We start from the raw sequence: 26,393 nt of genomic DNA, 5'->3' as shown, positions 1-26,393 counted from the left end.
CGACGCGAACGAGAGGACCGGACTTCCATGTCAGCAGCCGCGGCGGCAGCCGCACGGGTCGGCGACCCCACCGGACACCCCGGCACGGTCGGGCCGCCCGGCGTCCCGTCCGTGCTCATCGGCGGCCTTCCCGCCGCCACGGTCGGCACCCCGCACCTGTGCGCCTCGCCGCCGCCCGCGGTGCATCCGCCGTCCGCGCTCGCGCCGCCCGGCAGCGCCACGGTGCTGATCGGCGGGCAGCCCGCCGCACGCGTCGGGGACCTCGCCGCCTGCGGCTCGCCCGTCGTGTCCGGATGCCCGACGGTGCTGATCGGAGGCTGAGCGTCCATGGGGCAGCAGTTCATCGGCGCGGGCTGGGCCTTTCCGCCGCGTACGGACGCCACCGGCTCCATCGCCCTGGTGCGCGGCGAGTACGAGCTGGAGGAGTCGATCCGGCTGATCCTCGCGACATCACCGGGCGAGCGGCCGATGCGGCCGGAGTTCGGCTGCGCGATCAACGACTACGTGTTCGCCCCGGCGGACGCGGGCACGGCCGGACAGCTGGCGTACGAGGTACGTCTGGCGCTGGACCGGTGGGAGCCCCGGATCGAGGTCACCGAAGTCGTCGTCCGCTTCGACGAGGTGGACAACGGGGTCCTGTACATCGACATCGGCTACACCGTCCGGGGCGCCAACGACCCCCGGAACCTGGTCTTTCCGTTCTATGTGATTCCGCAGCACGAGGAGGTGGACGGCGCGTGACGCTGCCCAGTCCGCATCTGGACGACCGCCGCTTCCAGGGCCTGGTCGACGAGGCGAAACGGCTCGTCCAGCAGCGCTGCCCCGAGTGGACCGACCACAATGTGTCCGACCCCGGCGTGACCCTCATCGAGGCCTTCGCGACCATGGTCGACCAGCTCGTCTACCGCGTGAACCGGGTTCCGGAGAAGAGCTATCTGACCTTCCTCGACCTGATCGGGGTCCGGCTCCACCCGCCCACGGCCGCCCACACCGATGTGACCTTCCGGCTCTCCGCGCCGCAGCCCGAACCGGTGCGGGTGAGGGCCGGTACGGAGGTGGCGACCGTCCGTACGGAGACGGAGGAAGCGGTCGTGTTCACGACGGCCCGTGAACTGTCCGTCGTGCCGTGCGAGTTCGCTCATCTGGCGACCTGGCCGACGTCCGGCGACGCCGCCGACCGTACCGAGGAACTCGCACTGGGCCGGGCCGTCCCCTGCTTCGACAGCGCGCCCACGCCCGGCGACGCGCTCTATGTGGGGCTGTCGGCGGCCGTTCCCGCGGGGGTCGTCGTGCTGCGGCTGGAGTGCGCGGTGGAGGGCGTCGGTGTGGACCCGCTGAGGCCGCCGCTGCTCTGGGAGGCCTGGGACGGCAGCGCCTGGACGGTCTGCGAGGTCGAGAAGGACGACACCGGCGGCTTCAACCGGTCCGGGGAACTGATCCTGCACCTGCCGGAGGGGCACACTCCGGCTGTCGTCGTGCGCCGGACCGGCGGCTGGCTGCGCTGCCGCCTGGTGGCGGCCGAACCCGGGCGGCCCACGTACATGGCGCCTCCGGTGGTGCGCCGGATAACGGCGTTCACCATCGGCGCGACCGTCGGGGCCGTGCACGCCGAGACCGTGACGGACGAGGTGCTCGGCCCGGCCGAGGGCGTACCCGGACAGACCTTCACGGTGAGCCGCCCACCCGTCGTCCCCGGCGACTTCGTCGTCGAGGTCGCGGACCCGGCCGGCGGCCCGCACGGCACGGAGTGGACCCGCGTCGACGACTTCGCGCACTCCGGACCCGACGACCGGCACATCACGCTCGACCCCAACTCGGGGCGGGTCGAATTCGGTCCGGCGGTACGGGAGCGGGACGGGTCCATCCGCTACTACGGCGCGGTACCGCCGAAGGGCGCCACCGTCCGCGTCCGCGCGTACCGTACCGGCGGTGGTCTGCGCGGCAACGTCGCCCGCTCCACGCTCCGGGTGCTGCGCAGCGCCATCCCGTACGTGGCCCGGGTGGAGAACCGGCGGCCCGCGCTCGGCGGAGTCGACGGCGAGACGGTGGACAGCGCGCGGGTGCGCGGGCCGATGACGCTGCGGACGCTGCACCGGGCCGTCGTCCCGCACGACTACGAACTGCTGGCCCGCGAGGTGGCCCCCGACGCGTCCCGGGTGCAGTGCATCCCGGCCGGCGGGGACTCGGACGTGGAGGCGGGCGGGGTGCGGCTGCTCGTCGTGCCGGCCGGGCGCAGCGACGAGCAGGGCCGGATCCGGTTCAACGAGCTCGTCCCGCCGCAGCACACGCTGGCCCTGATCGCGGGCCATCTGGACGAACGGCGCCCGATCGGCGCCCGGTTGGTGGTCGAACCGCCCTTCTACCAGGGGGTGACGGTGGTCGCCTCGGTGCAGGCCCACAGGGGCGTCGTGCCGGAACGGGTACGGGAGGAGGCGCTGGCGGCCCTGTACGGCTACTTCAACCCGCTGAGCGGCGGACCGGGCGGGGAGGGCTGGCCGTTCGGGCGCCCGGTCCAGTCGGGCGAGGCGTTCGCCGTACTGCAACGGGTGCCGGGCGTGGACCTGGTGGAGGACGTACGCCTCTTCCCCGCGGACCCCGTGACCGGAGAGCGCGGCGAACCCACCGCCAAGATCGCGCTGGACCGGCACGCACTGGTCTTCAGCTATGAGCACCAACTTCGGGTACGGGAGGCCTGACCGCCATGCGTACAGCCGTGACCGGCCTGCCGACACCGCACCCGCTGATCGAACAACTCCCGGCGGTCTACCTGGAGCAGGACTTCCTCCGGCGGTTCCTCGCCGCGCTCGACGACGTACTCGCCCCGGTCCTGCTCTCCATCGACAATCTGCCCGCCCACCTCGACCCGCGCAGCGCGCCGGAGGACTTCCTGGCCTGGCTGGCCCGGTGGGTGGCGGTCGAGCCGGACGAGGACCACCCGGTCGAGCAGCGGCGCGCGGCGGTGCGCGGCGCGGTCGAACGGCACAGCAGACGCGGCACCCGGCGCGGGCTCTCGGAAGCGGTGTTCCTGGAGACCGGGATGGAGCCGGACATCGTCGAGAGCGGCGGCACGGCGTGGTCGTCGACACCGCACACGCAGTTCCCGGGCGGCCCGCGGCCGTGGGTGACGGTCCGGGTCCGGGCCTCGCAGGCGTACCAGGTCGACCGGGTGCGGCTGGAGGAGCTGATCCGCACGGAGATACCGGCGCATGTGGGCTTCGACCTGGAGGTCTCGTGATCTGTGAGGCGTGCGGGCAGAGCAATGCGCCGGGGACGCAGTTCTGTGGTTCGTGCCGGGCGTTTCTGGAGTGGGAGGGGCCCGGTGGCGGCTCCTCGGCTGTCCCGTCCCCGGCCCCGACCGTGGCACCGCCCCCGGCACCCCGGCCACCGCCGGATCCCCAGCCGTCGCCCCAGCACCAACCATCACCGCAACCTCAGCCCCAACCCGAGCCCCGACTGTCACCCCAGCCGCAGCCGTCACCCCCGCCCCAACCGTCATTCCCACCTCAGCCCCAACCCGAGCCACCGCCCCACCCCGCGCCCCCTGTCGCTGCCGCGGCGGCCGCCCCACGTCGCCCGGGTGACGAGCCGGACGCGTCGATGCCGGGGCCCGAGGCATTGCCCGACGTACCGCCGGGCCCCACGCTCGCACCGCCGGGTCCGCCCCCCGCCGCCCCGGTCCGCTGCCCCAACTGCCGTACGGAGAACGCCCCGGACCGCATCCTGTGCGTCCGATGCGCACTGCTTCTGGACCCGGGCCCGCCGCCCGGGGTCCGGCCGGCCCGGTGGCGCCGGATCCTTGGGCGCCGGCCGCGTCAGGCGCCGGTCGCCGGTACCCGGCCGCGGCGTCGGCTGTGGCGCCGCCCCGGCCTGGCGCTTCCGATCGTGCTGATCGTGGTGGCGTGCGGCGTGTGGTTCGCCCTGCCGCACGTGTCCGGCTGGTTCGGCTTCGCCAAGGACGAGACCGGGACGCCGGAGGCGGTGCCGCCGACCCGGTTCCGGGCCTCCAGCACGGCTCCGGGCCATCCGGCCGGGGCCGCGTTCGACGGCTTCACCAACCGTTACTGGGCGCCCGCGGCCGCGGGTCCCGACACCGGGGTGGGCCAGTACCTGGAGTGCGACTTCGAGCAGCCGGTACGGGTGCTGAAACTCGTCGTCTTCTCCGGTACGTCGGCCAAGATGGACGAGTTCCTCACCCAGGCCCGCCCGGCCCGGGTCACCGTCCTGCTCACCTCGGCGGACGGAAGCCGGGTCAGCAAGGAGATCAGGGTCAAGGACCAGCCCGGTCAGCAGACCTTCGACCTGCGCGGCTCGGAGATCGTCCGGGCCCGTCTCACGACGGACACCACCTACGGGGCGGGTCCCGGCCGCCGACTGGCCGTCGCGGAGGTCGAGTTCTTCGGCCGAAGGACCTGAGGGGGTCTCAGCCGGCGGAGCCGCCCGTGCGGGAGAGGCGGGCCCCCGGGCGGCCTGTCGGCCGACGACCACACCCGTTCCGGTGCCTCGCTGTTCCCCCGCCGGGCGTGGCGATCCGGGCGCTGACGCACGTCTCGACGCCCCGGCGCAGCTGTGGGACGGAGGCTTACGCGGTCAGCTGCTCACTTGCACTGACAGCGTTCGCCGGTCCGACGCCGCAGTCGGACCGGCTGATCTCGGCCCACACCGCATCGAGGGAGAGGCCGAGGACATCGGCGATCACCGCGATGGTCGGGAAGGCAGGGGTGGCTACTCGTCCCGACTCGATCTTCCTGAGTGTCTCCGGTGAGACACGTGCGTCGAGCGCGATCTCAAGCATCGAGCGTTCTCCCCGGGCCCGACGCAGGAGGGCGCCGAGGCGCTGTCCGCGTGCGACCTCTGCGGGAGTGAGCGGCAGTCTGACCATGACCCCAATTCTAGTACCGGTATAGTATGGCCGGTATAGTTATTGGTTCCCTGAGGAAAGCGGCGCATGATCGAGATCCTGAACCCCACCCTGCTGACCCGAGCAAAAGACACAGGCGCCCTGGTCGCAGACATCCTGCAGACACTGAAGGGCCGTAGCGCGATCGGCACGAACCTCCTGGACATCGACCGGTGGGCCAAGACCATGATCGCCGAGGCGGGAGCGCTGTCCTGCTACGTCGACTACGCGCCATCCTTCGGACGCGGCCCGTTCGGCCACTACATCTGCACGGCCGTCAACGACGCCGTGCTCCACGGACGGCCCTACGACTACACGCTCGCCGACGGCGATCTGCTCACACTCGACCTTGCCGTCTCCAGGCGCGGAGTCGCTGCGGACGCCGCCATCAGCTTCATCGTGGGCGACGCGCAGCCCCCGGAGAGCGTCGCGATGATCAGTGCAACCGAACGCGCACTGGCCGCAGGGATCGCCGCCGCCGGCCCCGGAGCTCGCATCGGCGACATCTCCCATGCCATCGGCACCGTCCTCAGCCAGGCCGGATACGCGATCAACACCGAGTTCGGAGGACATGGCATCGGATCAACGATGCACCAGGACCCGCACGTTGCGAACACCGGACGGCCCGGCCGTGGATACAAACTGCGCCCCGGGCTGCTGCTGGCACTGGAGCCGTGGGTCATGGCGGACACCGCCGAACTCGTCACCGACGCCGACGGGTGGACGCTCCGAAGCGCGACGGGCTGCCGGACGGCACACAGTGAGCACACGATCGCCATCACCGAGGACGGAGCCGAAATCCTCACGTTGCCGAAGCCATCGCAGCCGTAAGTCGAAACCCCCTTGGCCCTCTTCCCATTGCGGTGAGCCCGTACGGCATCGAAGTGGCCCGCATCACTCGCGATACTTCACTGTCCCTTACATCAACGGTTCCGACACGGTCTGCGGCACGAACTCCTCGCGCGGGGCGCCCCGGCGCCGGGTACGCGGCCGGGCCCCCTTCGCCTGCACCGGGGCCCGGCGCCCGGCCAGGTCCAGCTCCTCGATGCTGACGCCGAGGATCTCCTTCGCCCGCGCCTGCCGCCGAGCCGGATCCGCAGGGCGCCCCGGGAGCCGGGTTCAGGTCGCGCGCAGGGCCACCAGCGCGTCCGCCTGCGCGAGGCCGCTCTCCTCGACGACCTCGCGCACGCTCTGCGCCTCTCGGACGAGCGCGAAACGCACCCGCCCGTCCGCTCCCGTCCGGTAGCCGTACACGGCGGGGCGGGGCAGCGAGTTGTACGAGAAGTGCGACGAGAAGTAGTACGCGCCGGTGTCGTGGAGCGCCACCACGTCGCCGGGCTCGACGACCGGGAGCTCGCGCCCGGTCGCGGTCAGGTCCCCGGCGAAACAGCACGGGCCCGCGATGTCGACGGTCTCGGTCGGGCCCTCCTTGGGGCGGCCCGAGGCGTCGAACACCCCGACGCGCAGCGGCCAGGCATCGGGCATGAAGACCGTACGGGTGGCCACCTGGGCGCCCGCGTGCGTGACCGCGATCCGCCGCCCGCCGGCCGACTTGGTGTACTCGACGACCGTCGCGATCGTTCCGCTCTTGGCCAGCAGGGAGCGGCCGAACTCCGTGATCAGGGTGTAGCGCCCGTCGAAGAGGCCGGGGACGGCGTCACGGAGTCCGGCGACGTGGTCGGCGTACGTCGGCCGGTCGTCCTCGCCGTCGAAGTTGACGGGCAGCCCGCCGCCGATGTCGATCCCGGTGATCCGGGGGTGGCCCAGCCGCTCGTTGACGCGCTCGGCCAGTTCGTACGCGGCGCGGATGCCCTGGGCGATGAGCGGCAGCGGGCAGCCCTGGGAACCGACGTGCGCATGCAGCCGGTTGAGCCACGGCCGACGCGCGAAGGCGTCGATCACCGCGTCGACGGCCCCCGGATCGCGCAGTGCGACGCCGAACTTCGAGGTCGCGGTCGCGGTGCTCATCGCGCCGATGGCACCCGCCCCCACCTGGGGGTTGACCCGCAGTCCGATCGGCCCGGCGGCGGACCGTCCGGCCAGCAGACGGTCGACGCGGGCCATCTCCTGGAAGTTGTCCAGGTTGAACGCGATGCCATGAGTGAGGGCGAACTCCAGCTCCCCGACCGTCTTCGCGGGGCTGTCGAAGACCAGCCGGTCGTAGGTGAACCCGGCCGCCAGCGCCTGCTCCAGCTCACCGGGCGAGGCCACCTCGCAGCCCATGCCCGCCTCGGCGAGCAGCCGCAGCACGGGCACCAGGCCGCACGCCTTGGCCGCGAACGTGTGCCGTACCGGGGCGGGCCCCCGGAACGCCTCGTTCAGCGCGTCGACGGCGGCGAGCACGCCGTCCACGTCGAGCAGGCCGACCACGGGCGAGGACGGACCGATCAGCCCGTCCTTGACGGCACGCGCCAGCGCCGCCGTCCGGCGGGTGGCGCGCCGTTGGGCTGCCGAGCCGGAAGCCATGGGAACCACAACAACCCTCCATCTGTCACGTCGGCCGGACGGCCGGGCGGCCGTTCGCCTGTGCGGGGTGTACGGCTGTCGGCCGTACGGACAGCTTCGGCGCCCAGGGGGAGGCGCGTCTTCGACCGACACGACGACACCTGCCCGTTTTCTTTGTGACAGCGGACAGCCGAACGATCAGCCGAATGATCGGCTCGACGATCAGCCGCGTGATCGGCTCGACGGTCGGCCGAATGATCGGCTGAACGGCCGGCTGAACCGTCAACGACGGTTCGGCCAAAGGCCGTTCGGGTCACCCGTGCCGTGTGCTGCGCGTCGCGAGCCGCAGCCCGATGTCCGCCAGGAGCCGCACGGAGGGGTCGGCCAGATCGACACCGAACAGCTCCCGGGCCCGGCGCAGCCGGTAACGCAGGGTGTTGGGGTGCACGTTCAGGCGCCGGGCGGCCGTGCCCGTGTCGCCGAACGCGTCGAGGTATGCGGCCACCGACGCGCCGTACTCCGAACCGTGTGCGCGATCGTGCTCCGCCATCGCGTGCACGGGCCCCGACAGGGAGTCCCACATCGGCTCGACCCGGTCGAGCACCCGGAGCACCGCCGCGTCGGTCTCCACCTCGCCGAACACCGCCACCGCCGACACCGCCCCCGCGAGCGGCAGTGCCGCGGCCCGCTCCCACAGCACCCGCACCACCAGCTCGGCGGCATCCCGTGACGCGGGCAGCCCCGACAGGTCCACCGCGACCGGCCCGACGCCCGCGAACACCGCGGTGTGCGGCACCGAACGTGCCGTCGCCAGCAGGGTGCGGCCCGGATCGGGCTCACCGTCGCGCGCCGGGACCAGGACGTACAGCCGTCGCCCGGACCGCGCGGTCACGCATCCCGGCCGGTACGCGGCGGCCTGCAGCGCGAGCACATCCAGCACCCGCTGCTCGGCGTCCACCCGCTGCTCGCCGTCGCCCCCGGCACCCGGCCCGGCAGCGGTGCCGAGGGCCCGGCTGTCGTACGCCTCCGCCACCAGCACCGCGTACGGCCGACCGCGCACGATCCCGGCATCGTGCGCGGTCCGCTCCGGATGCGCGGCCCCGTCCAGCAGCGCGTGGACCGCCTCCTCCCGCGCTCTCGCCGCTGCCCGGCCCCACGTCCGATGGTGGGACAGATGCGGTACGGCGGCCCGCGCCGCCGTGCGCAGCGCCGCCGCCGCGCCCTCGGCGAGCGGCCGGCCGTCGGCGGCGGCCCAGATCGACCCGAGAACCTCGGACCCGTGGCGCACCGCGATGGCCAGCCGCTCGGCCGACCGGCCGTCGGCGGGACGGCGCACCACGTCGTCGGTGCTCCACAACTCCTGGAAGAAGCCGCTCTCGCGGAGTTCGACGACCCGCCAGCGGGGGACCTCCTGCCCGAGGATCGTCAGCCGACGCATCGGATCGGGTTCGTGGTCCATCCGCGAGTACGCCAGCACTCGTGACTGCGGATCCTCGATCGTGATGGCACCGCCGACCAGGTCGGCCACCGTGTTGGCCAGCCCCGGCAGATCGCCGAGCCGCAGCCCGTCCACCGCGTCCACCCCGTCCGCGCCGCCCGACAGGGCCGCGTACCGGGGCGGGGCGCTGTGCACCAGAGCGGTCCGCAATCGGCCGAGCACCTCGGTCCACCCCTGCCCCGGCCGCCGGGTCAGCAGTGCCGTCCGTCCCCGGCCGGCCGCCTCCAGCAGCACTGCCCGCGGCCCGCGGGAGCCGCGCCGCATCACCACGGCCGCGGCACCGGCCCGGTCGGCCTCGCGCAGCACGTCGACCGCCTCGGGCGAGGCGACCTCCACACCGACCGCGAGCAGGATCAGCCCGGACGCCGCCCAGGCCCCGTCGTCCCGCTCCTCACCGGGATCGTGCAGCGCGACATCGGCCACCGGCACGCGGGTACCGAGCGGTGCCACGACGACATCGAGCATCCCGGGGGCGATCAGCCCGAGGATCTGCTCCAGCGAGGGTTCGGTGTCGCGCCGGTCCGGTTCATGCGTCGGCATCAGCCCATGATGGTCGGCCGCCCCGGAGCGGGCCACAGCTCGCACCTCCTTTGGCGAGAAGCGCACCGAACCGGTCAGGCACGGAGTCGGCGCAACCGGTCAGGCACGGAGTCCGTCGAAGGCGATGTCCAGGTGGCGGGGGCCGCGCAGGACGGCGTTCCGGCGGTACGGGGGCGGGTCCTCCACCAGCCGGGGGTTGTCGAGCCTGCGGGCGAGTTCGGTGAGGGCGAGCTGGGCCTCCAGACGGGCGAGGGGCGCGCCGAAGCAGTTGTGGATGCCGCTGCCGAAGCCGAGGTGCTGGTTGTCCTCCCGGTCGGGGTCGAAGCGGTCCGGGTCGGGGAACCGCCGCGGGTCCCGGTTGCCGGAGGCCAGGACGAGCCAGACGGAGGCGCCCTTGGGAATGGTGGTGCCCGCGATGTCGATGTCCGCGAGGGTGGTGCGCTGCGGAAGCAACTGCACGGGGGGCTCGAAGCGCAGGAGCTCTTCCACGACCGGGAGGGCCAGCCCGGGGGCCTCGCGCAGCCGCTCCAGGACGTCGGGATTGCGCAGCAGCGTGAGCATCCCGTTGGTGATGAGGTTGACCGTGGTCTCGTGACCGGCGATCAGGAGCAGCGAGGCCGTGCTGATCAATTCCATCCGGGTCATCTGCCCGTCCGCGCCGTGCTGGGTGACCAGCGCGGAGAGCATGTCGTCGCCGGGCGCGCCGCTGCGCTCGTCGATGAGCTCGGACAGATACAGCCCCAGTTCCGTGCGGGCCTGCTGGGTGACGCGCCGCCGCTCGCCGGGGTCCTGGTCCGGGTTCGGGTCGAGACCGGCGGCGATGGTGTCGGCCCAGGTGTGGAAGCGTGCCTCGTCCTCGCGCGGAACCCCGAGGAGTCGGCAGATCACGGTGACGGGGAAGGGGTACGAGAAGTCGTCGACGAGGTCGATCTGCCTCCGGTCCCCGAAAGCGTCGACGAGGCCGGAGACGATCCGGGCCAGCTCGCCGTGCATGTCGTGGACGCGCCGGGGCGACTCCGGTGGTCCGAACGGGCGCATCGTCATACGGCGCAGTCGGTCGTGCTCGGGAGGGTCGAGTCTCAGGAAGGCGGGCGGCAGGGTCGACGCCTCTTCCTCCTGAAGGAGCGTTCCGGCGGCGCTGGGGGAGAGGTTGCGTACGTCCGAGCTGATCCGGGGATCGTGCAGCAGACTCTTGATCTCCCAGTACGTGCTGACGACGAACAGGTCGTCGCCGCCCTGGATGACGGGCGTCTTGCGGAGCTCGGCGTACAGCGGATAGGGATCGGCGCGGTTGGCGTAGTCGATGACCTGCCGCAGGAGGGTGTCATGCGTCATGGTGGCGTCCTTGTGGGCGGTGGGACAGCGGGGCTTCCGGACCGCGGTCACCCATGGGCGGGGGCGAAGGTGATCCGCTGGTCGGTCGGTGAGTAGCCGCTCACGGTGACGGATGGCCCGTGGGTGGGCAGGGAGGGGTCCGGGAATTCGGCCGGGACCGGTCGCAGACCTTCGGGACGACGGTCCACCGAGGAGTACGTGGGAGGGAAGGGCGCGGCCGATTCGATCTGCCGCTGATAGAACTCCAGCCACTTCGTCTGGTCGAAGGTGACTGCCGCGATGACGCGGCCCTGGTATCCGTACACGCAGGTGAAGCGATGGTCGGAGAGCGACCCCTGGGCGACGATGACCTCCTCGCCCAGGGACGGGACGCCGACCGACTTGATGTTGACCTCGAACTGGGAGGACCAGAAGGCGGGCACCCACAGATGCGGTCGGCGCTCCGAGCTGCTGCTGATCATGTTGTGCGCCGCGGTCTCGGCCTGTGCGACGGCGTTGCCCCAGTGTTCGAGCGACAGGAACTGGTACCCGAAGAGAGCGTGCGGGGACCGTGCGACGTCACCGGCGACGAAGACGTCGTCGGTGACGATGCCGCGGACGTCGAAGGCCCGGCATCCGGCGTCGCAGGCGATGCCGCGCGGTCCGGCGCCGAGCCCGGACCCGGCCAGCCACTCGGTGTTCCGCGTCGCGCCGAGCGAGACCACCGCGACATCCGTGTCTATGCTGCTGCCGTCGGACAGATGGGCGCGCCGCAGACGTCCGGCCGGGTCGCCCTCCAGGGCCGTGACCGTGATTCCGCAGCGCAGGTCCACGCCGTGCTCGCGTTGCAGCTCCGCGGCCGTCCGGCCGATCACTCCGCCGAGCGCGCCCACCAGGGGCGCCGGACCGCGTTCCGCGACGGTCACCGGCAGTCCGCGCTCGCGGCAGGCCGACGCGATCTCCGAACCGGTGAACCCGGCGCCGATGACGAACACCCGGCGGGGTGATGCCGCCAGCCGCCGCTGCAGCCGGGCGGCGTCGTCCCGCGTACGCAGGACGAAGACCCCGTCCAGTTCGGCCTCGGTCGGGTGCGGCCAGGGCCGGGCGTGCACGCCGGTGGCGATCAGCAGCCGCTCGTATTCCACCTCGTCCCCGTCGGCCAGACGCACCCGCTTGGCCGCCATGTCCAGCCCGGTGGCGGCGACACCGAGGCGCCAGTGCGCGTCGAGCGCCAGGCGCCGGGGCAGCGCGGTGCGCTCGGCGGTCGCATGCCCCAGCAGGACCTGCTTGGAGAGCGGCGGCCGGTCGTACGGTTCATGGGGCTCGTCACCGATCAGCGTGAGCGAACCGGCGAAGCCTTCCTTCCGCAGCGTCTCGGCGGCCCGGAGACCGGCGAGCGAGGCTCCGACGATCACGATCCGTCCCTCGCGCCTCAGCCACTCCAGGTGTTTGTCACCGGACACCGGACAGCCCCTCTCGCGCGGTGCCTTCGCCCGCCGCGGCCGGCGCTTCGCGCACGTGGCCCGCTCCGTCCGGGTCGTCCACCAGGATCGCCTGCACCGGACACGCGGTGGCGGCCCGCAGCACCTGCTCCCGCTGTGCCCTGTCGGCGTGCGGGTTGTACAGCAATGACTCCTCGCCGTGCATGACGAAGACATCGGGTGCGAGGAAGGCGCACTGCGCGTACCCCTGGCACCGGTTGAGATCGACGACAAGCCTCATCAAGGGGCCGCCCTTCCCGTAGTACCCCCGCCTCAGCCTGCGAGCGCCGCGGTGGTTCCGCGAGCGATGGCGGACCAATGGGGTCATCGGCGGGGGAGACCGGACGGGCGGGTCAGGACGTTCCGGTCAGGACGTTCCGGTGGGGATGTTCCGGTCGGGAATCCGGTCCGGAGTCCCCGCCTCCGTCTTCTCGTCCTTCTCGTCCTCCACGGATCGGGGCGCGGGAAGGGCGAGCCTTCCCGTAAGGGCGAGGAAGGCCACCAGGGCGCCCATGGCGATCCAGCCCGGCCACCCCGCGAGACTCATCCGCAGCGGGTTCAACGGGGCGTCCGGCTCGGCGAAGTGCTTGACCATGCTCACACTGGCCGTGCTGACGAAGGCGTGGCCGATGACCGCCGGGATCACCGAGCCGGAGGCCAGCCGCAGCCAGCTGAAGATCGGCAGAGCGAGGCTGCAGCTGATCACCATGGCGGGTACGGAGACGTACCAGGGCCGCCCCGGATACTGCCCGCCCATCAGCAGCGTCGGCAGGTGCCACAGCGCGAAGGCGGCCCCCGTGCCCAGGTAGGCCCGCACCGGACGGGCGCGGCCCCCCTTCCCGTACGCGAGCCGGGGGAGCAGATAGCCCTGCCAGCCCAGTTCCTCACCGAAGAACAGCGGAAGGGACACCAGCATCTGCACCAGCGCCGTCCCCGCCCAGGCGGCCGTGCCGCTCCAGCTCATGCCGCCGAAGGGATAGACACCCGCCGCCGTGCCGATGGCGAGCGTGACGGCGGTGAGACCCGCGGGCACCGCCACGGCCGCCAGCATCCAGCGCACCGCGTGGGACCACGGCCTCGGCATGCGCAGAGCGAGCGCGTCGCGCAGCCGGCCGTCCCGGCGCTCCACCCATCGCACCACCACGATCGCGGCGAGGGCCGGAGCCATCATGGCCCCCGCTATGCACAGCTGTTCCAGATTGCCGGGCTCGGCCCTGCCGTCGGTGCGACGGAACCCCCCGAGCAGCAAGGGGGACATCGCCACCCACATGCCCAGGCAGGCGATCGCCACATAGGTGAACAGTCCACGGAATCGGGCTTCTTGCGGTAAGGCCCGCAGTGCTGCAGTCGTCATGGCAACGACGCTAGAAGCGCCCGGAGAGAGGGAGAAGGAAGCCCGCTCCCCTCTCGTGGTGGAGTCGTCTGTACCCCCACCGGGGTACTGCGCGCCTTCGGCCCCGTGCCCGTGCGGACCACGGACGGGTCATCGGACGCCCTGCGTGGTCACGCGTACGCGTATCGCGGTCGATCGCCGAATTGGTCAGGAAGAACTCCGGAAACCCCTTGACTCGTGACAAATGGGGAGGAAAATCATTAATACACCAGAAAACCAGAGCGAGCCGCATCATCGGTGAAGACGTTCACCGACGAGCGTGACGAACTCGTTGGCTCTGGCCAGGCCCCCGGCGGATCCACTCGATCTCCGAGTGTCCAGCGACGGTTGGGACTCGTGAAACCGAGATGGACTACCGGGGACTGCATGTGCGGCCCCCGGCGCTTCCCCCCGGGGGCTCCTGACGTCTCCCGGGCCGACGTCCGGCAGAACTCCCGGGCGGCGCGGCCCGGTCATCTTTGCGACCGGACCGCCCATCCCGCGGCCTACTTGGAGAAGTACAGGTACTTCCAGGGCCCGTACGTCGTCGAATTGACGGTGTCGCCGGACGAACCGTTCACGTACGTCGACCGCATGCGTGCCTTGATCCCGGACTGTCCCGGCGACTGAAGGCGTACCGCGCACTTCCCGTCCGTGCCCAGCGGGAAGTACTCGGAGTCGGCCGAATGCCACTTTCCGCCCGAGTAGACCTGCAGGTCGAAGCGCTGCTTACGGCCCTTGTAGGAGGTCATGGTCGTCGTGAGCACCGGGTCGGTGCTCTTGTGGAACCAGTAGTACGACGTCGATCCGATCTTGCCCGTCTTGTAGTGCTTGGAGACGGCGGTGGAGATCTTGACCCTGGCATACGCCGTGGACTTCACCGTCCTGGGCGCGTAGTGGGCGTCGCCCTTGAAGACCGCGGTGACGTCCGTGTCCCGCGTCATGTCCACGGTCGCGGAGATGTTGCCGCTGGAGTTGACCTTCCCGGTCTTCAGCAGCTTGTTGGGCTTGTCGCTGCCGAAGGGGTTCGCCCATATCTCGACCGTGCGGTTCTTGTAGGTCGAGCCGAGGTGCGCGGTGAAGGAGACGTCGCTGCCGTAGTCGTAGACGTTGCCGTTCTTGTTCAGGGTCAGCGTCGGCTTCGTCAGGGGGACCGACACCGTGTCGGACGCGCTGACCGCCGTGTGCTGGGCGTCGCCCGCGTAGGCGACCTTGTACGTGACCGTGCCGCCGGCCGGCGGGGTGTCGGTGAAGGAGTACGAGCCGTCCGCCTTCACCGTGACGGCGGGCAGCGCCTTGCCGCTGGGACTCTCCAGGTCGGTGCGGGTGACCTGGAGCTTGGCACCGCTCGGCAGGGGCACCGTCGCCGCCAGCTTCCCGGTCACGGTGAGCGTCTTGGCGCGGGGGGCGGTGGCGGGGGCGTTCACCGTCAGGGTCGGGACACTGAGCGCCGGGTCGGTGAGCGCCTTGAGGGTGTAGCCGCCGGGCGAGCTCACGAGCGCGAAGATCCGGGAGGCGTCCGGGGCCCAGGCGAGGGCGGACGCGTCGGCGGCGTACGTGCGGATCGGCTTGGTCGCGCCGGGCCGGTAGACCGCCACGGCCGGGCCGCTGATCTGGGCGACCAGACCGTTCGGGGCGATGTCCGCCTGCTGCCCGGCCGGGTAGGCGCCGGCGGCGGTGAACGTCCCGTCCGCATAGGCGTGCCGGTCCGTGCCGTCGACCAGCACCTGTGAGGTGCCGGGCACAAGGTCGATGTCGCCGACGTCGTTCAGCGAGTAGTCGCCGTTGTGCCAGGCGGTCACCTGGGGCGTGGCGCCGGAGACGTCGACGACGGCCATCAGGTCCTTGGTCGTGTCGAAGAAGTCGGTCGCGCCGACGGCCAGCAGTCCGGGTGCGGAAGGGTCGGTGTCGAGGTGCGGCGGGCTCCCGACTCCCGAATCCCCGGGGAGCTGCCCGAGCGTCACCGGGTCGGTCCCGTCGGCCGGGCCCACCGCCGGGTCGACCGAGCCCAGGTTGCCGTCGCCGTCCGACTGGTCTTCGTAGGTGAACCAGACCTTGCCGCCGGCGAATTCGACGTACAGCGGGCCGATGCCGGTGGCCACGGGGTACCGGGCCTTGATGTCGAGGGTGGCCGCGTCGAGGGCCACGATCTCGTGGCTGACCCGCGCCGCCGCGTACAGGGTCGTGCCGTCGTCGGACAGGGCCAGGTCGAAGATCCCGGCGATGCCGCTCACCGAGTCGACGCGGTTGCCGTTGTAGTCGGCGGCGACGATCCGGCCGTTGGCGTCGTCGCCGACGAAGACCCGTTGGCGGGCGCCGTCGACGACGATGCCCGCGGGTGAGCCGATGGTCGTGGTGACCGCCGACGCGGGACCGGCCGCGGTGACGCTCAGTACCGCCGAGCTGAAGAGGACCGCGAGCGCTGTCGCGGTCGAAATGCTGCGCGTACGCACAGTGTTCTTACCCCCACGAGAAAACCCGGTGAATGACCGGGAGTTGAGAGCGCCGCGCAGCATCCGGACGGGACCGCGGATGTGCGGTGACGTGCGGGGCGCGGCTGCTGTCGGGCAGCGTATGGCAGGGCAGTGACATACGAGGAGTGTGTTTCCCGGACCCCCTGGTGGCGCTTCAGCCCCGGGCCGTCGGCAGGGGGATCGTCTTGGACTTCTCGATCAGGCCGTTGACCGTCTGGTCGCCGTTCTTGTCCATGGGCGTGGAGTAGTCGCCGACGGCCCAGAAGGCGCCGGAGGTGCCGACCGGTGCCAGATCGTAGAAGGAGTACGAGGGCCACCGGGTGTCGCCGTCGGGTGTCGTGGCTCCGGGCTCCTTGGTCCAGGTGGTGCCGTCGTAGTGCCAGAAGACCGGCTCGGCGAAGGCTGGTTCGGCCTGGTCGTTACCGGTGACCCACAGGCCGCCGCGGCCGTCGGAGGCGATCGCGTGGACGTAGAGGCCGGCGAGCGATCCGGTGACGTCCGTCCAGGCGGTTCCGTCCCAGTGGGTGACGCTCGGGACGGGCGGGCCGCCGTGGGCGCCGTCGGCCCAGCCGGCCACGTAGACGCTGTTCGGGGCGTCGGTGGTGATCTTGGCGGTGTCCGTACCGGTACGCACGGGAGGCTCGTCCATCAGCGTCCAGGTCGTCCCGTCCCAGTGGTAGGTCACCGGGTGGCCGCCGTCGACCGGGTACCGCATCCCGGTCGCGTAGGCGTCGTCCGCAGACAGGGCGTCGATGTCCCGGATGTCGACGAGGCGCGGCAGCGTGAAGGTCTGCCATGCGCCGTCGGCGTACGTGTAAAGGGCGTTGCCGCCCTTGAAGAGCCGTCCGGGGACGGCCTCGATCGGGACCTCGGGCCAGGAGTCGTCGGCGGGGCCGACGGTGGCAACGCTGGTCCAGCGTTCGCCGTCGTAGTGCACCAGTGCCTGATCCCTGTTGATCGTGCCGTAGGCCCAGACGTCGTCGGCGGACACGGCGGTGACCGACGACCACTGCCAGACGTCGGGAAGCCCCGGGGCAGTGTCCTCGCTCCACTTCTCCCCGTCCCAGCGCATGATGACGCCGTGCTGTTCCTTCCTGCCGACGGCCCAGGCCAGATCGTCGTCGACGGAGGAGACCGACATCAGCGACCCGGCGGGGCTGTCTCCGGAGAGGGAGACCTCCCAGCCGGACGGGGTGCCGGCCGCGCCGACCGCTTCGGCGCCACCGGCGGCGAGCATGGTGGCGGTGAGAGTCAGCGAGACGGCCGCAGTGCGCAGGAGGTGCCGTGCATGCATGGGTGAGCGTTCCTTTGCAGTCGGAGGGAGTTCTGCCCGGTCGACGTTCGGGCAGGCCAGTGGTGCAGGCCAGAGGGCCGAACTGGACGACCGGACAGACTCCTGACGGCATCGGAAGGTTGTAGCGGGAGAGTGGGGAGGGCCCCGGTCCCGCACCGTTGCTGCCGGTCGGCTGCTTGGGCCCGGCCATGAGGTCGTTAAAGCGGACTGACGTACTACAGGTGAATATGCGGAGATTGCGAGGTGTTCGGGGTCGGGTACCGGCACTCTGCTGAGTGGCGCCACGGCGGTCACGTGGGGTTACGGGCCAGCCCTCAGGGGGTGCGGCACCCGCGGATGGGTGCGAGGCGGAGGGGAACTGCGGTGCGGCAGCCGGGGGCGTACGTATGACAGTTGAAGGAATCGGCGGCACTCCTCCCTCGTCGTCGGCCCGTGCCGATCCGCGTCGCCCGGCCGGTGAGGACCGGCACAGGGGCGTTCCGCGCCACGTCGCGTGCGTGATGGACGGGAACGGCCGATGGGCGGCACGGCGATCCCTGCCGCGTACGTCGGGTCACCGGGCGGCGGAGACAACGGTGATCGACATCATCGAGACGGCGCGGGCGGCGGGGGTGGAATGGCTGAGCCTGTACGCGTTCTCCACCGAGAACTGGCGACGCCCGAGCAACGAGGTCGACTTCCTCATGCGACTGGTGCGCCGCGTGGTACGCAAACACGCCCCGCTGCTGCACGCGCGCGGCATCCGCTGCCGGTTCCTCGGGGTGGCGGACCCGAGGATCCCCGCCCCGCTCGCCCAGGACTTCGACGATCTCACGACGCTGACCGCCCCGAACCGAGGCATGACGCTGACCGTGGCGTTCGACCACGGCGGACGCAGGGACATCGTCGAAGCGGCACGCTCCCTCATCCGCAGCGGGGTACCGGCCGATGCCGTCGACGAGCAGCGCTTCGCCGCTCACCTGCCCTTTTCCGATACGCCTGATGTGGACCTCGTCATCCGGACGTCCGGTGAACAGCGGATCTCCAACTTCATGCTCTGGCAGGTCGCCTACGCCGAGTGGACCTTCCCCCCGGTGCTCTGGCCCGACTTCCGCGCGCCGCACTTCCTGGAGTGCCTGCACGCCTACCAGCAACGCAATCGCCGCTTCGGCGGCGTGACGCCGCACGCGAACGGAGAACCTCACCCGTGAAGGACACCGGCAGCAGCCATCCCGGCCACCCTCGTCCCGGAGCCACCGATCACCACGGCGATCCCGCACCGTCGACCTCCGAAACACAGCTCGGATCCATGTTCGGTCCCGACTCGCAGTTCCACCGATTCTTCGACGATCCACGCTGGGCACTGGCCGTGGTCAGGGCCACGGTGCTGGAGGCCGCCCACCCGCAGATCGGCGCGGCCCTGATCGACAACTCGACGTTCGTGGCGCACCCGTGGCGACGGCTGCGCAACACCCTTGTGAGCCTGCAGCGCATGTTCGGCGCCGACGATCACCAGCGGCAGAGGGAGGCGGCACGGCTCAACCGCATGCACGCGCGGCTGAGCGGCACCGACGCACAGGACCGGCCCTACGACGCGATGGACCCGCAGGTCCGCGCCTGGGTGGTCGCGACGCTCTTCGAGAGCTCCGTCACCATGTGCCGACTGAGCGGGCAACCGCTCGACCAGACCACCATGGAGCAGCTCTACGCCGAGTACCAGGCATTCCTCGCGGCCCTGGGGGACGTGGCCGGCCATCTGCCGCCCACGTTGCAGGAGTTCTGGCCGTACTACGACCACATGGTCGAGGAGGAACTGGAGAACACGGAGGCGCTGCGCATCATCCTCTACAAGCTCTTCGACCATCTCCCCGCGCCACCCCTGCTGGACGGCCTGCCCACCGTATGGGCGGCGGGCCGCGCGATCGCGGGCCCGGTCCTGGGAACGATCACCGTGGCGTCCCTTCCCGAGCCCTTCCGCCGACGGGCGGGACTGCCGGAGATTCCCGGCGCCCGGACGCTGATGCAGAGCGTCTACCTGACCGCCGGCCTGGCCCGCCTGCTGCCCGCCGACTGGCGCCGGACCGAGACCCTCACCAGCCTGCTCTACTCGTCCCCGGACAGCGACACCCCCCAGGCCGCGACGCTGAACGCGCTGCGCGGCCGGATGAAGCAGGCCGGCGCCCTGTTCCGGCTGGTCACGCCCTTTCCCGCGCAGCACGGACCCGACGAGGGAACCGGAGCGCAGCGGAGCGCTGACGCCTTCTTCACCGCAGTGCTCGACCAGACCGGCGACGGCTACCTGGACTGGCCCGATCTCGCCGCCATGGCCCGGGAGTTGTCCTCCCGCCTCGATCTGGACGAACCGGAAGAGACCAAGCTCTACAACGCGTACGCCGAGTGGTGGCGGGAACTCCAGGCGGCCCTCGACAACGACGGCGACGGCCGCATCAGCAGGGAGGAGTACGCCGCCGCTGTCCCTTCCCTCGCCGGACCGGCGCTGATCAGGGTCGCCGAAGTGCTCTTCGACGTCACCGACGCGGACGGCAACCAGTTCATCGACGCGGACGAGTACCGGGCCCTGTTCCGGACCGGATTCAAACGCACGGTGGCCGACGCCGACGCAAGGTACTCCCGCAGCGCGTTCGTGAACGACTTCCTGTCCTTCATGTCGGGCCGCCGGCGCTCGACCCCTTACGACCCGCTGTTCTCCGACGCGTAGGACACCGGACAAGACAGGCGCCGTTACGAGAACAAGCCCATGGAACCCCCGAAGGCCCCACCGCGAACGGTGGGGCCCTTCAGCCATGTGCCCGGTGAGGCACCGGCGGCGGATATGAGATCCGAACGCGTGAGGGTTTGCCCCCAGCGGGCTCGGCCTGGCGCGCTCCAGGCGATCGCGCAGAGCACCGAGCCGACCACGAGGACGGCGAACCCGGCCTCGTACATCCGCGCCCGGTCGTACATGTCGCCGAGCCGGCCCACCCGGGTGGCCGGCACGGTGACCACCAGCAGGCAGGCCACGACATCTCAGGTGACCGAGGTCAGCGAGATGTCCAGCACAGCTGCAGCTGCGGCTCGCGGTCCTCGGGGACCTCGGCGATGAAGAGGGTCGGGCCGTCGCCGTTGCGCAGCCGGCCGGCACTGCGACGACGCTTCGAGCCGGCGGGGTCGCGACCGGATCGCGGGACCGGGTCGCGACCCGCATCCGCCACCCTCGCCGGAGTGAAGTTCACCGGGCGACGGACTGGACGAATGGCGCAGTGGGTGGCGCCGGCGCGAATTGTGCGCACCTTCGGCCTCGTCGGCCGCGACAGCGACCCGGAGGCCGGCCTCGCCGTCAGCGACGGGCTCCTTGCGCGCCTCGCGGAAGGAGAGCACCGACGGCCAGACCCTTCTTCTCTGATGGCCGCCAACTCGCCGCACATGCCGGGTACTTGACGCCCGCAGGCTTGCAGTGAGCACATGCCACGTGGTCTATGGTGTTCTCTCGACTCGGGGTGGTCAACGGGCAACGCTTCAACCTCAGGGGGACGGCATGGATGCAACAAATCCGGCGGGGCAGCCGTGGAACACCCCGCCGCCGCCCCTGCCCCCGATGCCCCCACCGCTCCTTCGCGGCGCCGCCGTCGATCTGCGGGTCAGCAAACGGCTGCTGTGGGTGGGCGGCGCCGCGTATCCGCTGCAGAACATCGCCCGGGTGTACACACTCACCATCCACCCCAGGCGCAAGGAAGCCGTCGTCAGCTTCTGCAAGAACGTCGCGATCACGCTGGCGATCGCGATCACCCTCACGATCCTCGGCGCCGCGGCCACCCTGGGGAGTGAGGACGCGGGCAGCGGGATCGTCACCTTCGCCTGGATCGTCAGCGCGGCGGCGCTGATCTTCTTCCTCGCGGAGCTGATCTCCGTACTGTCGGCGCATTCGTACTACGTACTGGCCGTCGAAACGTCCGGCCCCTCCACAGCGGTGGTGACCAGCCCCGACGCGGAACACCTGAACCAGCTCGTCGGCCGCATCGCCCACGCGATCGAGAACCCCGAGAACGAGTTCCACGTGAAGGTGGAGCGCATCACGGTCAGCCCCAAGCACTATTACTTCGGGGACAACGTCAACATGTACGGCGGCAGCGGCAACGTGGGGATGGCGGGCGCATGAGCGGCGACAGCTACTACTTCGGTGACAACGTGAACATGCACGGCGGACGGGGCAATACCGGCATCGTCAAGAATCAGGTGGCGGCCACCGACGCCGCAGCGGTGTCTCCCGCCCTGCACTCGGCCGTCGAGGAACTGCTCCAGCTGGTCGAGGGACTCCGCGACCGGATTCCACCGGCGAGCGCCCAGGCCATCGACGACTCCCTGGCGGACATAAGCGCCGACGACGGCGCACCACCGCAGGACAGACACCGCGCCCTGATGGCCATCGCGGGCGTCGCCGCGACGGTCGGCGCGGTCGGCCGGCCGGTCCTCGACGCGGTCAACAAGATCCTCGAATTGCTGGGTGCGCACTGAGGGCTGCACCAGCCACTGGCCAGCGGCTTCGGGGGCGGGAACGAACGGGGAAGCCGCTGCGGGTCAGCCAGTCCGGGTGCGCGTGCTGGGTGTCGTCGAACTGCCGTCGGCCGCGCGGTGTCCCAGTCGCTGCAGCCCGGTGATGACCGCGTTGCGGGTCACTCCGGTCACCTGGGCGATCTCCACCTGGCTCAGGCCGGTCAGCCGTACGACCTCCGATCCTCTCCCGGGCGCGGTGAGTTCGACCAGTCTGAGGAGTGCCCGCGCCGGCCGGGCGACCAGCGGAAGGGGCAGCAGTTCGGTGTGGTGCCCGCTCGCTCGTCGACGGTGATCGTCTGCACCGGCGGCTCCAGCCGGGCGATCACGTCACGGAGGCAGGGCGCGGGACGCCGTGGAAGACCTGCCTGGTGTGCCAGGTCCGGTGGGCGGCCGCGATCGGGCTCGCACCCGCCTGGGGGCCGATCAATGGGCGGCCCGCCAGCGCTATCACGTGCTCGCGGGCTGTCGGGCTTCGCCCGACGAACTGTTGCGAGACGAGGATGCGGTGGCCTTCGCCGACGCCGAGGGCGCCCCTGTCGAACAGCTTGTGATGCAGTGCGCACAGGCACAGACCGTTGTCGATGTCGTCGGGGCCGTCGAAAGCCCACCAGCGTACGTGCGCGGCCTCCAACCCGACCGGTACCGCGCCGATTCTGCCGTCGTAGCCGCAAAAGGCGCACTGGTACTCGTAGGCGGTCAGCACCATCTCCCGCATCCGCCGGTCCCGTTGCCGCCGCCCGGCCGGGAGCGGTCCGGACTCCACCGGCTCCAGCTCCAGCCCCATGGCCTCGCAGAGCTCGCCGTGGAGCGACGGCGGGAAGTGCTGATCGAGCAGCACCCGGGCGATCCGGCCGAGCAGCGACGGCTCACGTCGCAGGGCTGCCCGCAGCTCCGGCACCAACCGCCCCGCCGCGCCCGTGGCCCGCAGCTCCAGCACCCCCGTGCCGGGACTGCCTGGCCCCCGATCGGTACGTACCTCCCACACTCCGTCGCTGACCAGATGGTGGAAGGGGTAGGCGGGTGTCGTCCTGTTGGCCGGCCCGTACTCGGCGAGCAGCCGCTTCAGATCTGCCTCCACCGCGCTGTACCGCAACTCGCCGTCGGCATCCCCCTGGAACTGGCCGAGGGCGTACAGGAGCAGCAGGGGCTTGTGCGGAGCCCGTGTCCCGTTCCCGGTCCATTGCCTCAGCTTCGCCGCGCGCTCAAGCCAATCCATGACCGGCGATCGTAGCGGCGTTACCGGGAGGGGAGCGGGCAGCTGACCGCGACGGGGAAGGGCGACACAAGCAACGTCGAAGGGCCCCGCAGCAAGCGGTGGGGCCTTCGACGTATTGCCCGGTGAGAGCAATGGCGGAGGATACGAGATTCGAACTCGTCAGGGGTTGCCCCCAACACGCTTTCCAGATGTTCGTCCGGGGGTCCGGGTGGGGCCGGAGTCGTCCTGACCTGTGGCGGATCCAGCAGTCGGGTACGTGCCGAACCGTGGCGTACGCCTGCGACTGAGACCAGAACTGAGACCACGCGCGCGTTTACTTGCCGGCCTCCGGGTCGTACCAGCTGGAATTTGAACGGAGCGCTCCGCTCCGATATGTTCATGTCCTCCGGCCGGGCGGCATGACGGTCGCGGCGTGAGAGTGCGGCGCACGCGGTCTTCCGGCGCGGCTCACTGCCCCTCCGGTGAGCGCGGCGGGCGGCGGCCACGACCGGGCGGCGGAATTCGGCCGTGTCACGAACCGGCAGCCGCAGCACCTCTGCTCGTACCGGCGCCCTGCCGGCAGGAGTGACCGGGTTCGGTGTCGCGCGGTTGTGGCGCCGCCAGGCCCCCTGCCCAGCCGCCACCACATCGGCGGAGACGGCCAGACCCATGCCGAGCGCATCGCCTCGCTCCCACGCGGCGGTGATGCCGCTCCCTCAACCTCAGAAGAAGGAGTCGTCAGTGGACGACAACAGAACCCGGCACCGCAGCGCGGTGGCATCGCGGCCGAACGCGGTGCTGGCGGCACTGCTCGCCGTGGTGGGCTGCTTCTCGCTGATGCAGACCCTGGTCATTCCCGCGATGTCCGTGCTCGCGCAACGCCTGCACACCGACACCGCCACGGCCGGATGGCTGATCACCGCATTCCTGCTCGGCGGGGCCGTCCTCACCCCCGTACTGAGCCTGCTCGGCGACAAGTACGGCCACCGACGGCTCCTCGTGATCGTCCTGCTCATATTCCTCGCGAGCACCCTGGGGGGCGCCGCCGCCCCGAACATCGGTTTCCTCATCGCGATGCGCGCCGTGCAAGGCGCCTCCATGGCCACACTCCCGCTGGCCCTCGCCCTCGTCCGCGAAGCAATGCCCCGGGAACGGATCGCCTCCAGCTTCGGCACCACCGCCGCCATGCTCGGCGCCGGCGCGGGCATCGGGCTGGTCCTGGGCGCCCTGATCATCCAGCACACCTCGTGGCGCTGGATGTTCGGCGCCGAAGCGGTGATCATCGCCCTGGCGACCCTCATGGTCATCGCGTGGGTGCCGGAAAGCCCCGAGCGGCACAGCAAGCGCCTCGACGTGCCCGGGGCCGTGGTCCTGGCCGGCGGGCTCGTCGTCCTGCTCCTGGCGATCACCGAAGGCACGAAGTGGGGCTGGCTCTCCGCCGGAGTGCTGTCGCTCTTCGCGGCAGCCGTGGTGCTCTTCGCCATACTCGGCGTGATGTCGGCCCGCCGGTCCGACCCGATCCTCGACCTCCGGCACATCACCCACCTGCCGATGCTCGTCACCAACCTCGCGGCGCTGCTGATCGGGGTCGTACCGTTCTTCTTCTACATCCTGGTCCCGCAACTGCTGCAGCTGCCCAACGGTCTTCCGCCCGCGCTACGCCCGGCGGCCTCCTACGGAGCCGGCCTGACCATCGTCCAGGCCGCACTGCTGATGCTGCCGAGTTCCCTCCTCGTCGTCCTGGGCGGGCGCACCGCGCACTGGCTGCGCGGGCGGCTCGGCACCCGGGCACCCCTGGCCGCATGCATGACGCTGATGACGTCCGGAGCCGTGCTCACCGCGTTCTTCCACGGCTCCCCGACGCAGCTCGCGCTGTGGTTCTGCCTGGTCGGCCTCGGTGCGGGCTACGGGTACGCAGCGCTCGCCGACCTGGTCGCGGCCCTCGTGCCGCGCCGCGAGATCGCCGCGGGCAACGGACTGAGCACCGTCATCCGGACGGTCGGCAGCGCCGTGGGCAGCCAGCTCGCCGTCGGCTTCCTGCAGACCTTCACCGTGGACGGCACGTCCGTACCCGCCGAGAAGGCCTTCACGGTAGGTTTCTGGGTCGCCGCTGCGCTCGGCGCCCTCGGTATCCTCCTCGTCGGGGCCCTGCGCATCCGCCCGCACCACCAGGTCCCCGCGCCCGAGTCCACCGTGGCAGCACCGGCTCCGGTCCTCAGCAACCGGGCCTGACCCAGTCAGCCCGCCCACGCGGCAGGACCGCGTCGACTGCCGTACCGAAGGAGCACGAGCATGCGCGCCGACCGCACCGGACCGCCCCGCGGACGCCAGAAGGAAGCCGACCGCAACGACGAGCGGATCCTGCGCGCGGCACGCGAAGTCTTCGCCGAACACGGCTGGGACGCCCCCGTCTCGGAGGTCGCCCGCCGTGCCGGCGTAGGCATGGGCAGCCTCTACCGGCGCTACCCCGCCAAAGAGGACCTCGCCCAGGCGCTGCGTGTGGAGGGCATGAACGAGCTGGCCTCCCTGGCCCGCACCGCCATGGCCGACCACCTCGACCCCTGGACCGCGCTCGTGGCCTTCCTGCGAGCAACGCTGTCCGCCACCGACACCGGCTCCCTCCTCCCCCTCATAGGGGGCCGCCTGCCCGCCACCGACGAGGTCGACGCCGCAGACGACCGCCTCCGGACGGCACTCGACGTCCTGGTCGACGCCGCCCACCGGTCCGGCGCACTACGCCCGGACTTCAGCTCGGCGGACCTCCTGCTGCTGCTCGCCCACCTCAACGCCCGCCTGCCCACGACCACCGAGCGCGCGGTCGAACTGCACCTGCGCTACCTGGACCTCGTCCTGAGCGGTCTTCAGAGCCCCGCGAGGACGGGCATCCAACCTGCCAGCCCGCCCGACTGGTCGGAGCTGAGGGATCTTTGGAACTCCCCGTGATCCCTCTCTGCTCTGATTCGGCGTGGGCCGTGGGGCACGATTCAGCTGCGTGACCCGGATGCGGACTCGATCACCACGATGCGCATCGACTCGCTCGCGGAGCTGCCCGAGAGGATCGCCAAGTTCAACGCTGGAGAGCGCTGACTGTCCTGCCCCAGTCGTAGGGAGGCGGTCGTCGAGGTTGCCGACGCTCTGCTTGCCCAGGGAATGGCGTTAGGAGCTCGCATTTTCGCCGGCCGAGGTCCGCCGGTGACGAGTGTTGTCCCGCTCCGTGCTCAGCCGAGGCGAGGGGTGACGCGTTGATCTGTGCGGCTCAGAGCCTGTCGGGTGGCTGATCATGCGTGATGCGTGACGGTCGTGATCTGCCCTCCGGGCATGGAGACGGCCCCGGAATGATCACGTGGTGTGTG

General features: G+C 71.1%; 22 protein-coding genes and 2 pseudogenes. 12 read left to right on the top strand and 12 right to left on the bottom strand.

Annotation, left to right across the window (positions count from 1 at the left end):
- The first annotated feature begins 27 nt into the window (after nt 1-27).
- From ABZ826_RS30550 to ABZ826_RS30530, 5 genes are all read left to right on the top strand, one after another.
- The gene (locus ABZ826_RS30550) at nt 28-321 is read left to right on the top strand and encodes a PAAR domain-containing protein (RefSeq protein WP_351081652.1); all 294 of its coding nucleotides are present in this window, start codon (nt 28-30) and stop codon (nt 319-321) included.
- A gap of 6 nt (nt 322-327) precedes the next feature.
- Entirely contained in the window at nt 328-741 is a 414-nt protein-coding gene (locus ABZ826_RS30545; RefSeq protein ID WP_361455357.1) for a GPW/gp25 family protein, read from the top strand.
- Nucleotides 738-2,696, top strand: a complete 1,959-nt coding sequence (locus ABZ826_RS30540; protein WP_361455354.1) for a putative baseplate assembly protein — start codon at nt 738-740, stop codon at nt 2,694-2,696. The genes ABZ826_RS30545 and ABZ826_RS30540 overlap by 4 nt, the downstream gene beginning before the upstream one ends.
- Before the next feature lie 5 nt (nt 2,697-2,701).
- The gene (locus ABZ826_RS30535) at nt 2,702-3,235 is read left to right on the top strand and encodes a phage tail protein (protein ID WP_361455351.1); all 534 of its coding nucleotides are present in this window, start codon (nt 2,702-2,704) and stop codon (nt 3,233-3,235) included.
- Nucleotides 3,236-3,882: 647 nt separating this feature from the next.
- A complete protein-coding gene (locus tag ABZ826_RS30530) occupies nt 3,883-4,413 on the top strand; it encodes a discoidin domain-containing protein (protein WP_361455348.1) in 531 nt (176 codons plus the stop codon).
- A gap of 166 nt (nt 4,414-4,579) precedes the next feature.
- Here ABZ826_RS30530 and ABZ826_RS30525 read toward each other — a convergent pair whose 3' ends face one another.
- Nucleotides 4,580-4,879 (bottom strand): helix-turn-helix transcriptional regulator, encoded by a 300-nt coding sequence (locus ABZ826_RS30525; protein WP_361455345.1) that lies wholly within the window; start codon nt 4,877-4,879, stop codon nt 4,580-4,582.
- A 66-nt stretch (nt 4,880-4,945) separates the two neighbouring features.
- Here ABZ826_RS30525 and map point away from each other — a divergent pair, with 66 nt between their 5' ends.
- On the top strand, nt 4,946-5,728 hold the full coding sequence (gene map / locus ABZ826_RS30520) for a type I methionyl aminopeptidase (protein WP_361455342.1): 783 nt from the start codon (nt 4,946-4,948) through the stop codon (nt 5,726-5,728).
- Nucleotides 5,729-5,833: 105 nt separating this feature from the next.
- On the opposite strand, the pseudogene ABZ826_RS30515 reads toward map, so the two are convergent.
- The 9 genes and pseudogenes from ABZ826_RS30515 to ABZ826_RS30475 all read right to left on the bottom strand — a co-directional run.
- A pseudogene (locus ABZ826_RS30515) lies at nt 5,834-5,974 on the bottom strand (site-specific integrase); the annotation flags it as partial.
- A gap of 42 nt (nt 5,975-6,016) precedes the next feature.
- On the bottom strand, nt 6,017-7,363 hold the full coding sequence (locus tag ABZ826_RS30510) for a diaminopimelate decarboxylase (RefSeq protein ID WP_361455339.1): 1,347 nt from the start codon (nt 7,361-7,363) through the stop codon (nt 6,017-6,019).
- A 292-nt stretch (nt 7,364-7,655) separates the two neighbouring features.
- Nucleotides 7,656-9,380, bottom strand: coding sequence for a helix-turn-helix domain-containing protein (locus tag ABZ826_RS30505; protein WP_361455336.1), 1,725 nt, complete (start codon nt 9,378-9,380; stop codon nt 7,656-7,658).
- A gap of 99 nt (nt 9,381-9,479) precedes the next feature.
- On the bottom strand, nt 9,480-10,715 hold the full coding sequence (locus ABZ826_RS30500; RefSeq protein WP_361455333.1) for a cytochrome P450: 1,236 nt from the start codon (nt 10,713-10,715) through the stop codon (nt 9,480-9,482).
- Between the two features lie 47 nt (nt 10,716-10,762).
- Nucleotides 10,763-12,157 (bottom strand): FAD-dependent oxidoreductase, encoded by a 1,395-nt coding sequence (locus tag ABZ826_RS30495; RefSeq protein ID WP_361455330.1) that lies wholly within the window; start codon nt 12,155-12,157, stop codon nt 10,763-10,765.
- Complete coding sequence (locus ABZ826_RS30490) at nt 12,147-12,416, bottom strand: ferredoxin (protein ID WP_361455327.1); 270 nt, start codon at nt 12,414-12,416, stop codon at nt 12,147-12,149. Before ABZ826_RS30490 ends, ABZ826_RS30495 begins: the two co-directional genes overlap by 11 nt.
- Nucleotides 12,417-12,542: 126 nt before the next feature.
- Nucleotides 12,543-13,529: a CPBP family intramembrane glutamic endopeptidase gene (locus ABZ826_RS30485; RefSeq protein ID WP_361455324.1), complete on the bottom strand. Its 987-nt coding sequence runs from the start codon at nt 13,527-13,529 to the stop codon at nt 12,543-12,545.
- 524 nt (nt 13,530-14,053) lie between these two features.
- Nucleotides 14,054-16,000 carry an Ig-like domain repeat protein gene (locus ABZ826_RS30480; RefSeq protein ID WP_361455321.1) on the bottom strand — a complete coding sequence of 649 codons (1,947 nt, stop codon included), beginning with the start codon at nt 15,998-16,000 and terminating at the stop codon, nt 14,054-14,056.
- Nucleotides 16,001-16,175: 175 nt separating this feature from the next.
- Nucleotides 16,176-17,315: a hypothetical protein gene (locus tag ABZ826_RS30475; RefSeq protein ID WP_361455318.1), complete on the bottom strand. Its 1,140-nt coding sequence runs from the start codon at nt 17,313-17,315 to the stop codon at nt 16,176-16,178.
- A gap of 476 nt (nt 17,316-17,791) precedes the next feature.
- On the opposite strand from ABZ826_RS30475, the pseudogene uppS reads away from it, so the two are divergent.
- Nucleotides 17,792-18,505, top strand: a pseudogene (gene uppS, locus ABZ826_RS30470) (polyprenyl diphosphate synthase); the annotation flags it as partial.
- A 98-nt stretch (nt 18,506-18,603) separates the two neighbouring features.
- Nucleotides 18,604-20,013, top strand: coding sequence for an oxygenase MpaB family protein (locus ABZ826_RS30465; protein ID WP_361455433.1), 1,410 nt, complete (start codon nt 18,604-18,606; stop codon nt 20,011-20,013).
- Between the two features lie 23 nt (nt 20,014-20,036).
- On the opposite strand, the gene ABZ826_RS30460 is transcribed toward ABZ826_RS30465, so the two are convergent.
- Entirely contained in the window at nt 20,037-20,315 is a 279-nt protein-coding gene (locus tag ABZ826_RS30460) for a hypothetical protein (protein WP_361455315.1), read from the bottom strand.
- A gap of 514 nt (nt 20,316-20,829) precedes the next feature.
- Between ABZ826_RS30460 and ABZ826_RS30455 the strand changes: the two genes are divergently transcribed.
- Both ABZ826_RS30455 and ABZ826_RS30450 read left to right on the top strand, forming a co-directional pair.
- Nucleotides 20,830-21,450 (top strand): DUF6232 family protein, encoded by a 621-nt coding sequence (locus tag ABZ826_RS30455; protein ID WP_361455312.1) that lies wholly within the window; start codon nt 20,830-20,832, stop codon nt 21,448-21,450.
- Nucleotides 21,447-21,806, top strand: coding sequence for a hypothetical protein (locus ABZ826_RS30450; protein ID WP_361455309.1), 360 nt, complete (start codon nt 21,447-21,449; stop codon nt 21,804-21,806). The genes ABZ826_RS30455 and ABZ826_RS30450 overlap by 4 nt, the downstream gene beginning before the upstream one ends.
- A 361-nt stretch (nt 21,807-22,167) precedes the next feature.
- Here the strand turns inward: ABZ826_RS30450 and ABZ826_RS30445 are convergent, their stop codons facing one another.
- Nucleotides 22,168-23,061, bottom strand: coding sequence for a phosphorothioated DNA-binding restriction endonuclease (locus ABZ826_RS30445; protein WP_361455306.1), 894 nt, complete (start codon nt 23,059-23,061; stop codon nt 22,168-22,170).
- Between the two features lie 720 nt (nt 23,062-23,781).
- Between ABZ826_RS30445 and ABZ826_RS30440 the strand changes: the two genes are divergently transcribed.
- On the top strand, nt 23,782-25,272 hold the full coding sequence (locus ABZ826_RS30440) for an MFS transporter (protein WP_361455303.1): 1,491 nt from the start codon (nt 23,782-23,784) through the stop codon (nt 25,270-25,272).
- 60 nt (nt 25,273-25,332) lie between these two features.
- Nucleotides 25,333-25,983 (top strand): helix-turn-helix domain-containing protein, encoded by a 651-nt coding sequence (locus ABZ826_RS30435; RefSeq protein WP_361455300.1) that lies wholly within the window; start codon nt 25,333-25,335, stop codon nt 25,981-25,983.
- The last annotated feature ends 410 nt before the right edge of the window (nt 25,984-26,393 follow it).

The sequence above is a fragment of the Streptomyces sp. NPDC047515 genome, from assembly GCF_040643055.1.
In the GTDB taxonomy this organism is placed as follows: Bacteria; Actinomycetota; Actinomycetes; order Streptomycetales; family Streptomycetaceae; genus Streptomyces.
This window is presented reverse-complemented; position numbering and strand designations above follow the sequence as displayed.

Bases quoted from the DNA above. Each gene is read 5' to 3' on its own strand.
- ABZ826_RS30445 (WP_361455306.1), bottom strand. From the start codon at position 23,061: ATGGATTGGCTTGAGCGCGCGGCGAAGCTGAGGCAATGGACCGGGAAC.
- ABZ826_RS30485 (WP_361455324.1), bottom strand. From the start codon at position 13,529: ATGACGACTGCAGCACTGCGGGCCTTACCGCAAGAAGCCCGATTCCGT.
- ABZ826_RS30510 (WP_361455339.1), bottom strand. From the start codon at position 7,363: ATGGCTTCCGGCTCGGCAGCCCAACGGCGCGCCACCCGCCGGACGGCG.
- ABZ826_RS30550 (WP_351081652.1), top strand. From the start codon at position 28: ATGTCAGCAGCCGCGGCGGCAGCCGCACGGGTCGGCGACCCCACCGGA.
- ABZ826_RS30535 (WP_361455351.1), top strand. From the start codon at position 2,702: ATGCGTACAGCCGTGACCGGCCTGCCGACACCGCACCCGCTGATCGAA.
- ABZ826_RS30490 (WP_361455327.1), bottom strand. From the start codon at position 12,416: ATGAGGCTTGTCGTCGATCTCAACCGGTGCCAGGGGTACGCGCAGTGC.
- ABZ826_RS30455 (WP_361455312.1), top strand. From the start codon at position 20,830: ATGGATGCAACAAATCCGGCGGGGCAGCCGTGGAACACCCCGCCGCCG.
- ABZ826_RS30525 (WP_361455345.1), bottom strand. From the start codon at position 4,879: ATGGTCAGACTGCCGCTCACTCCCGCAGAGGTCGCACGCGGACAGCGC.
- ABZ826_RS30465 (WP_361455433.1), top strand. From the start codon at position 18,604: ATGTTCGGTCCCGACTCGCAGTTCCACCGATTCTTCGACGATCCACGC.
- ABZ826_RS30450 (WP_361455309.1), top strand. From the start codon at position 21,447: ATGAGCGGCGACAGCTACTACTTCGGTGACAACGTGAACATGCACGGC.
- map (WP_361455342.1), top strand. From the start codon at position 4,946: ATGATCGAGATCCTGAACCCCACCCTGCTGACCCGAGCAAAAGACACA.
- ABZ826_RS30505 (WP_361455336.1), bottom strand. From the start codon at position 9,380: ATGCCGACGCATGAACCGGACCGGCGCGACACCGAACCCTCGCTGGAG.
- ABZ826_RS30475 (WP_361455318.1), bottom strand. From the start codon at position 17,315: ATGCATGCACGGCACCTCCTGCGCACTGCGGCCGTCTCGCTGACTCTC.
- ABZ826_RS30545 (WP_361455357.1), top strand. From the start codon at position 328: ATGGGGCAGCAGTTCATCGGCGCGGGCTGGGCCTTTCCGCCGCGTACG.
- ABZ826_RS30435 (WP_361455300.1), top strand. From the start codon at position 25,333: ATGCGCGCCGACCGCACCGGACCGCCCCGCGGACGCCAGAAGGAAGCC.
- ABZ826_RS30500 (WP_361455333.1), bottom strand. From the start codon at position 10,715: ATGACGCATGACACCCTCCTGCGGCAGGTCATCGACTACGCCAACCGC.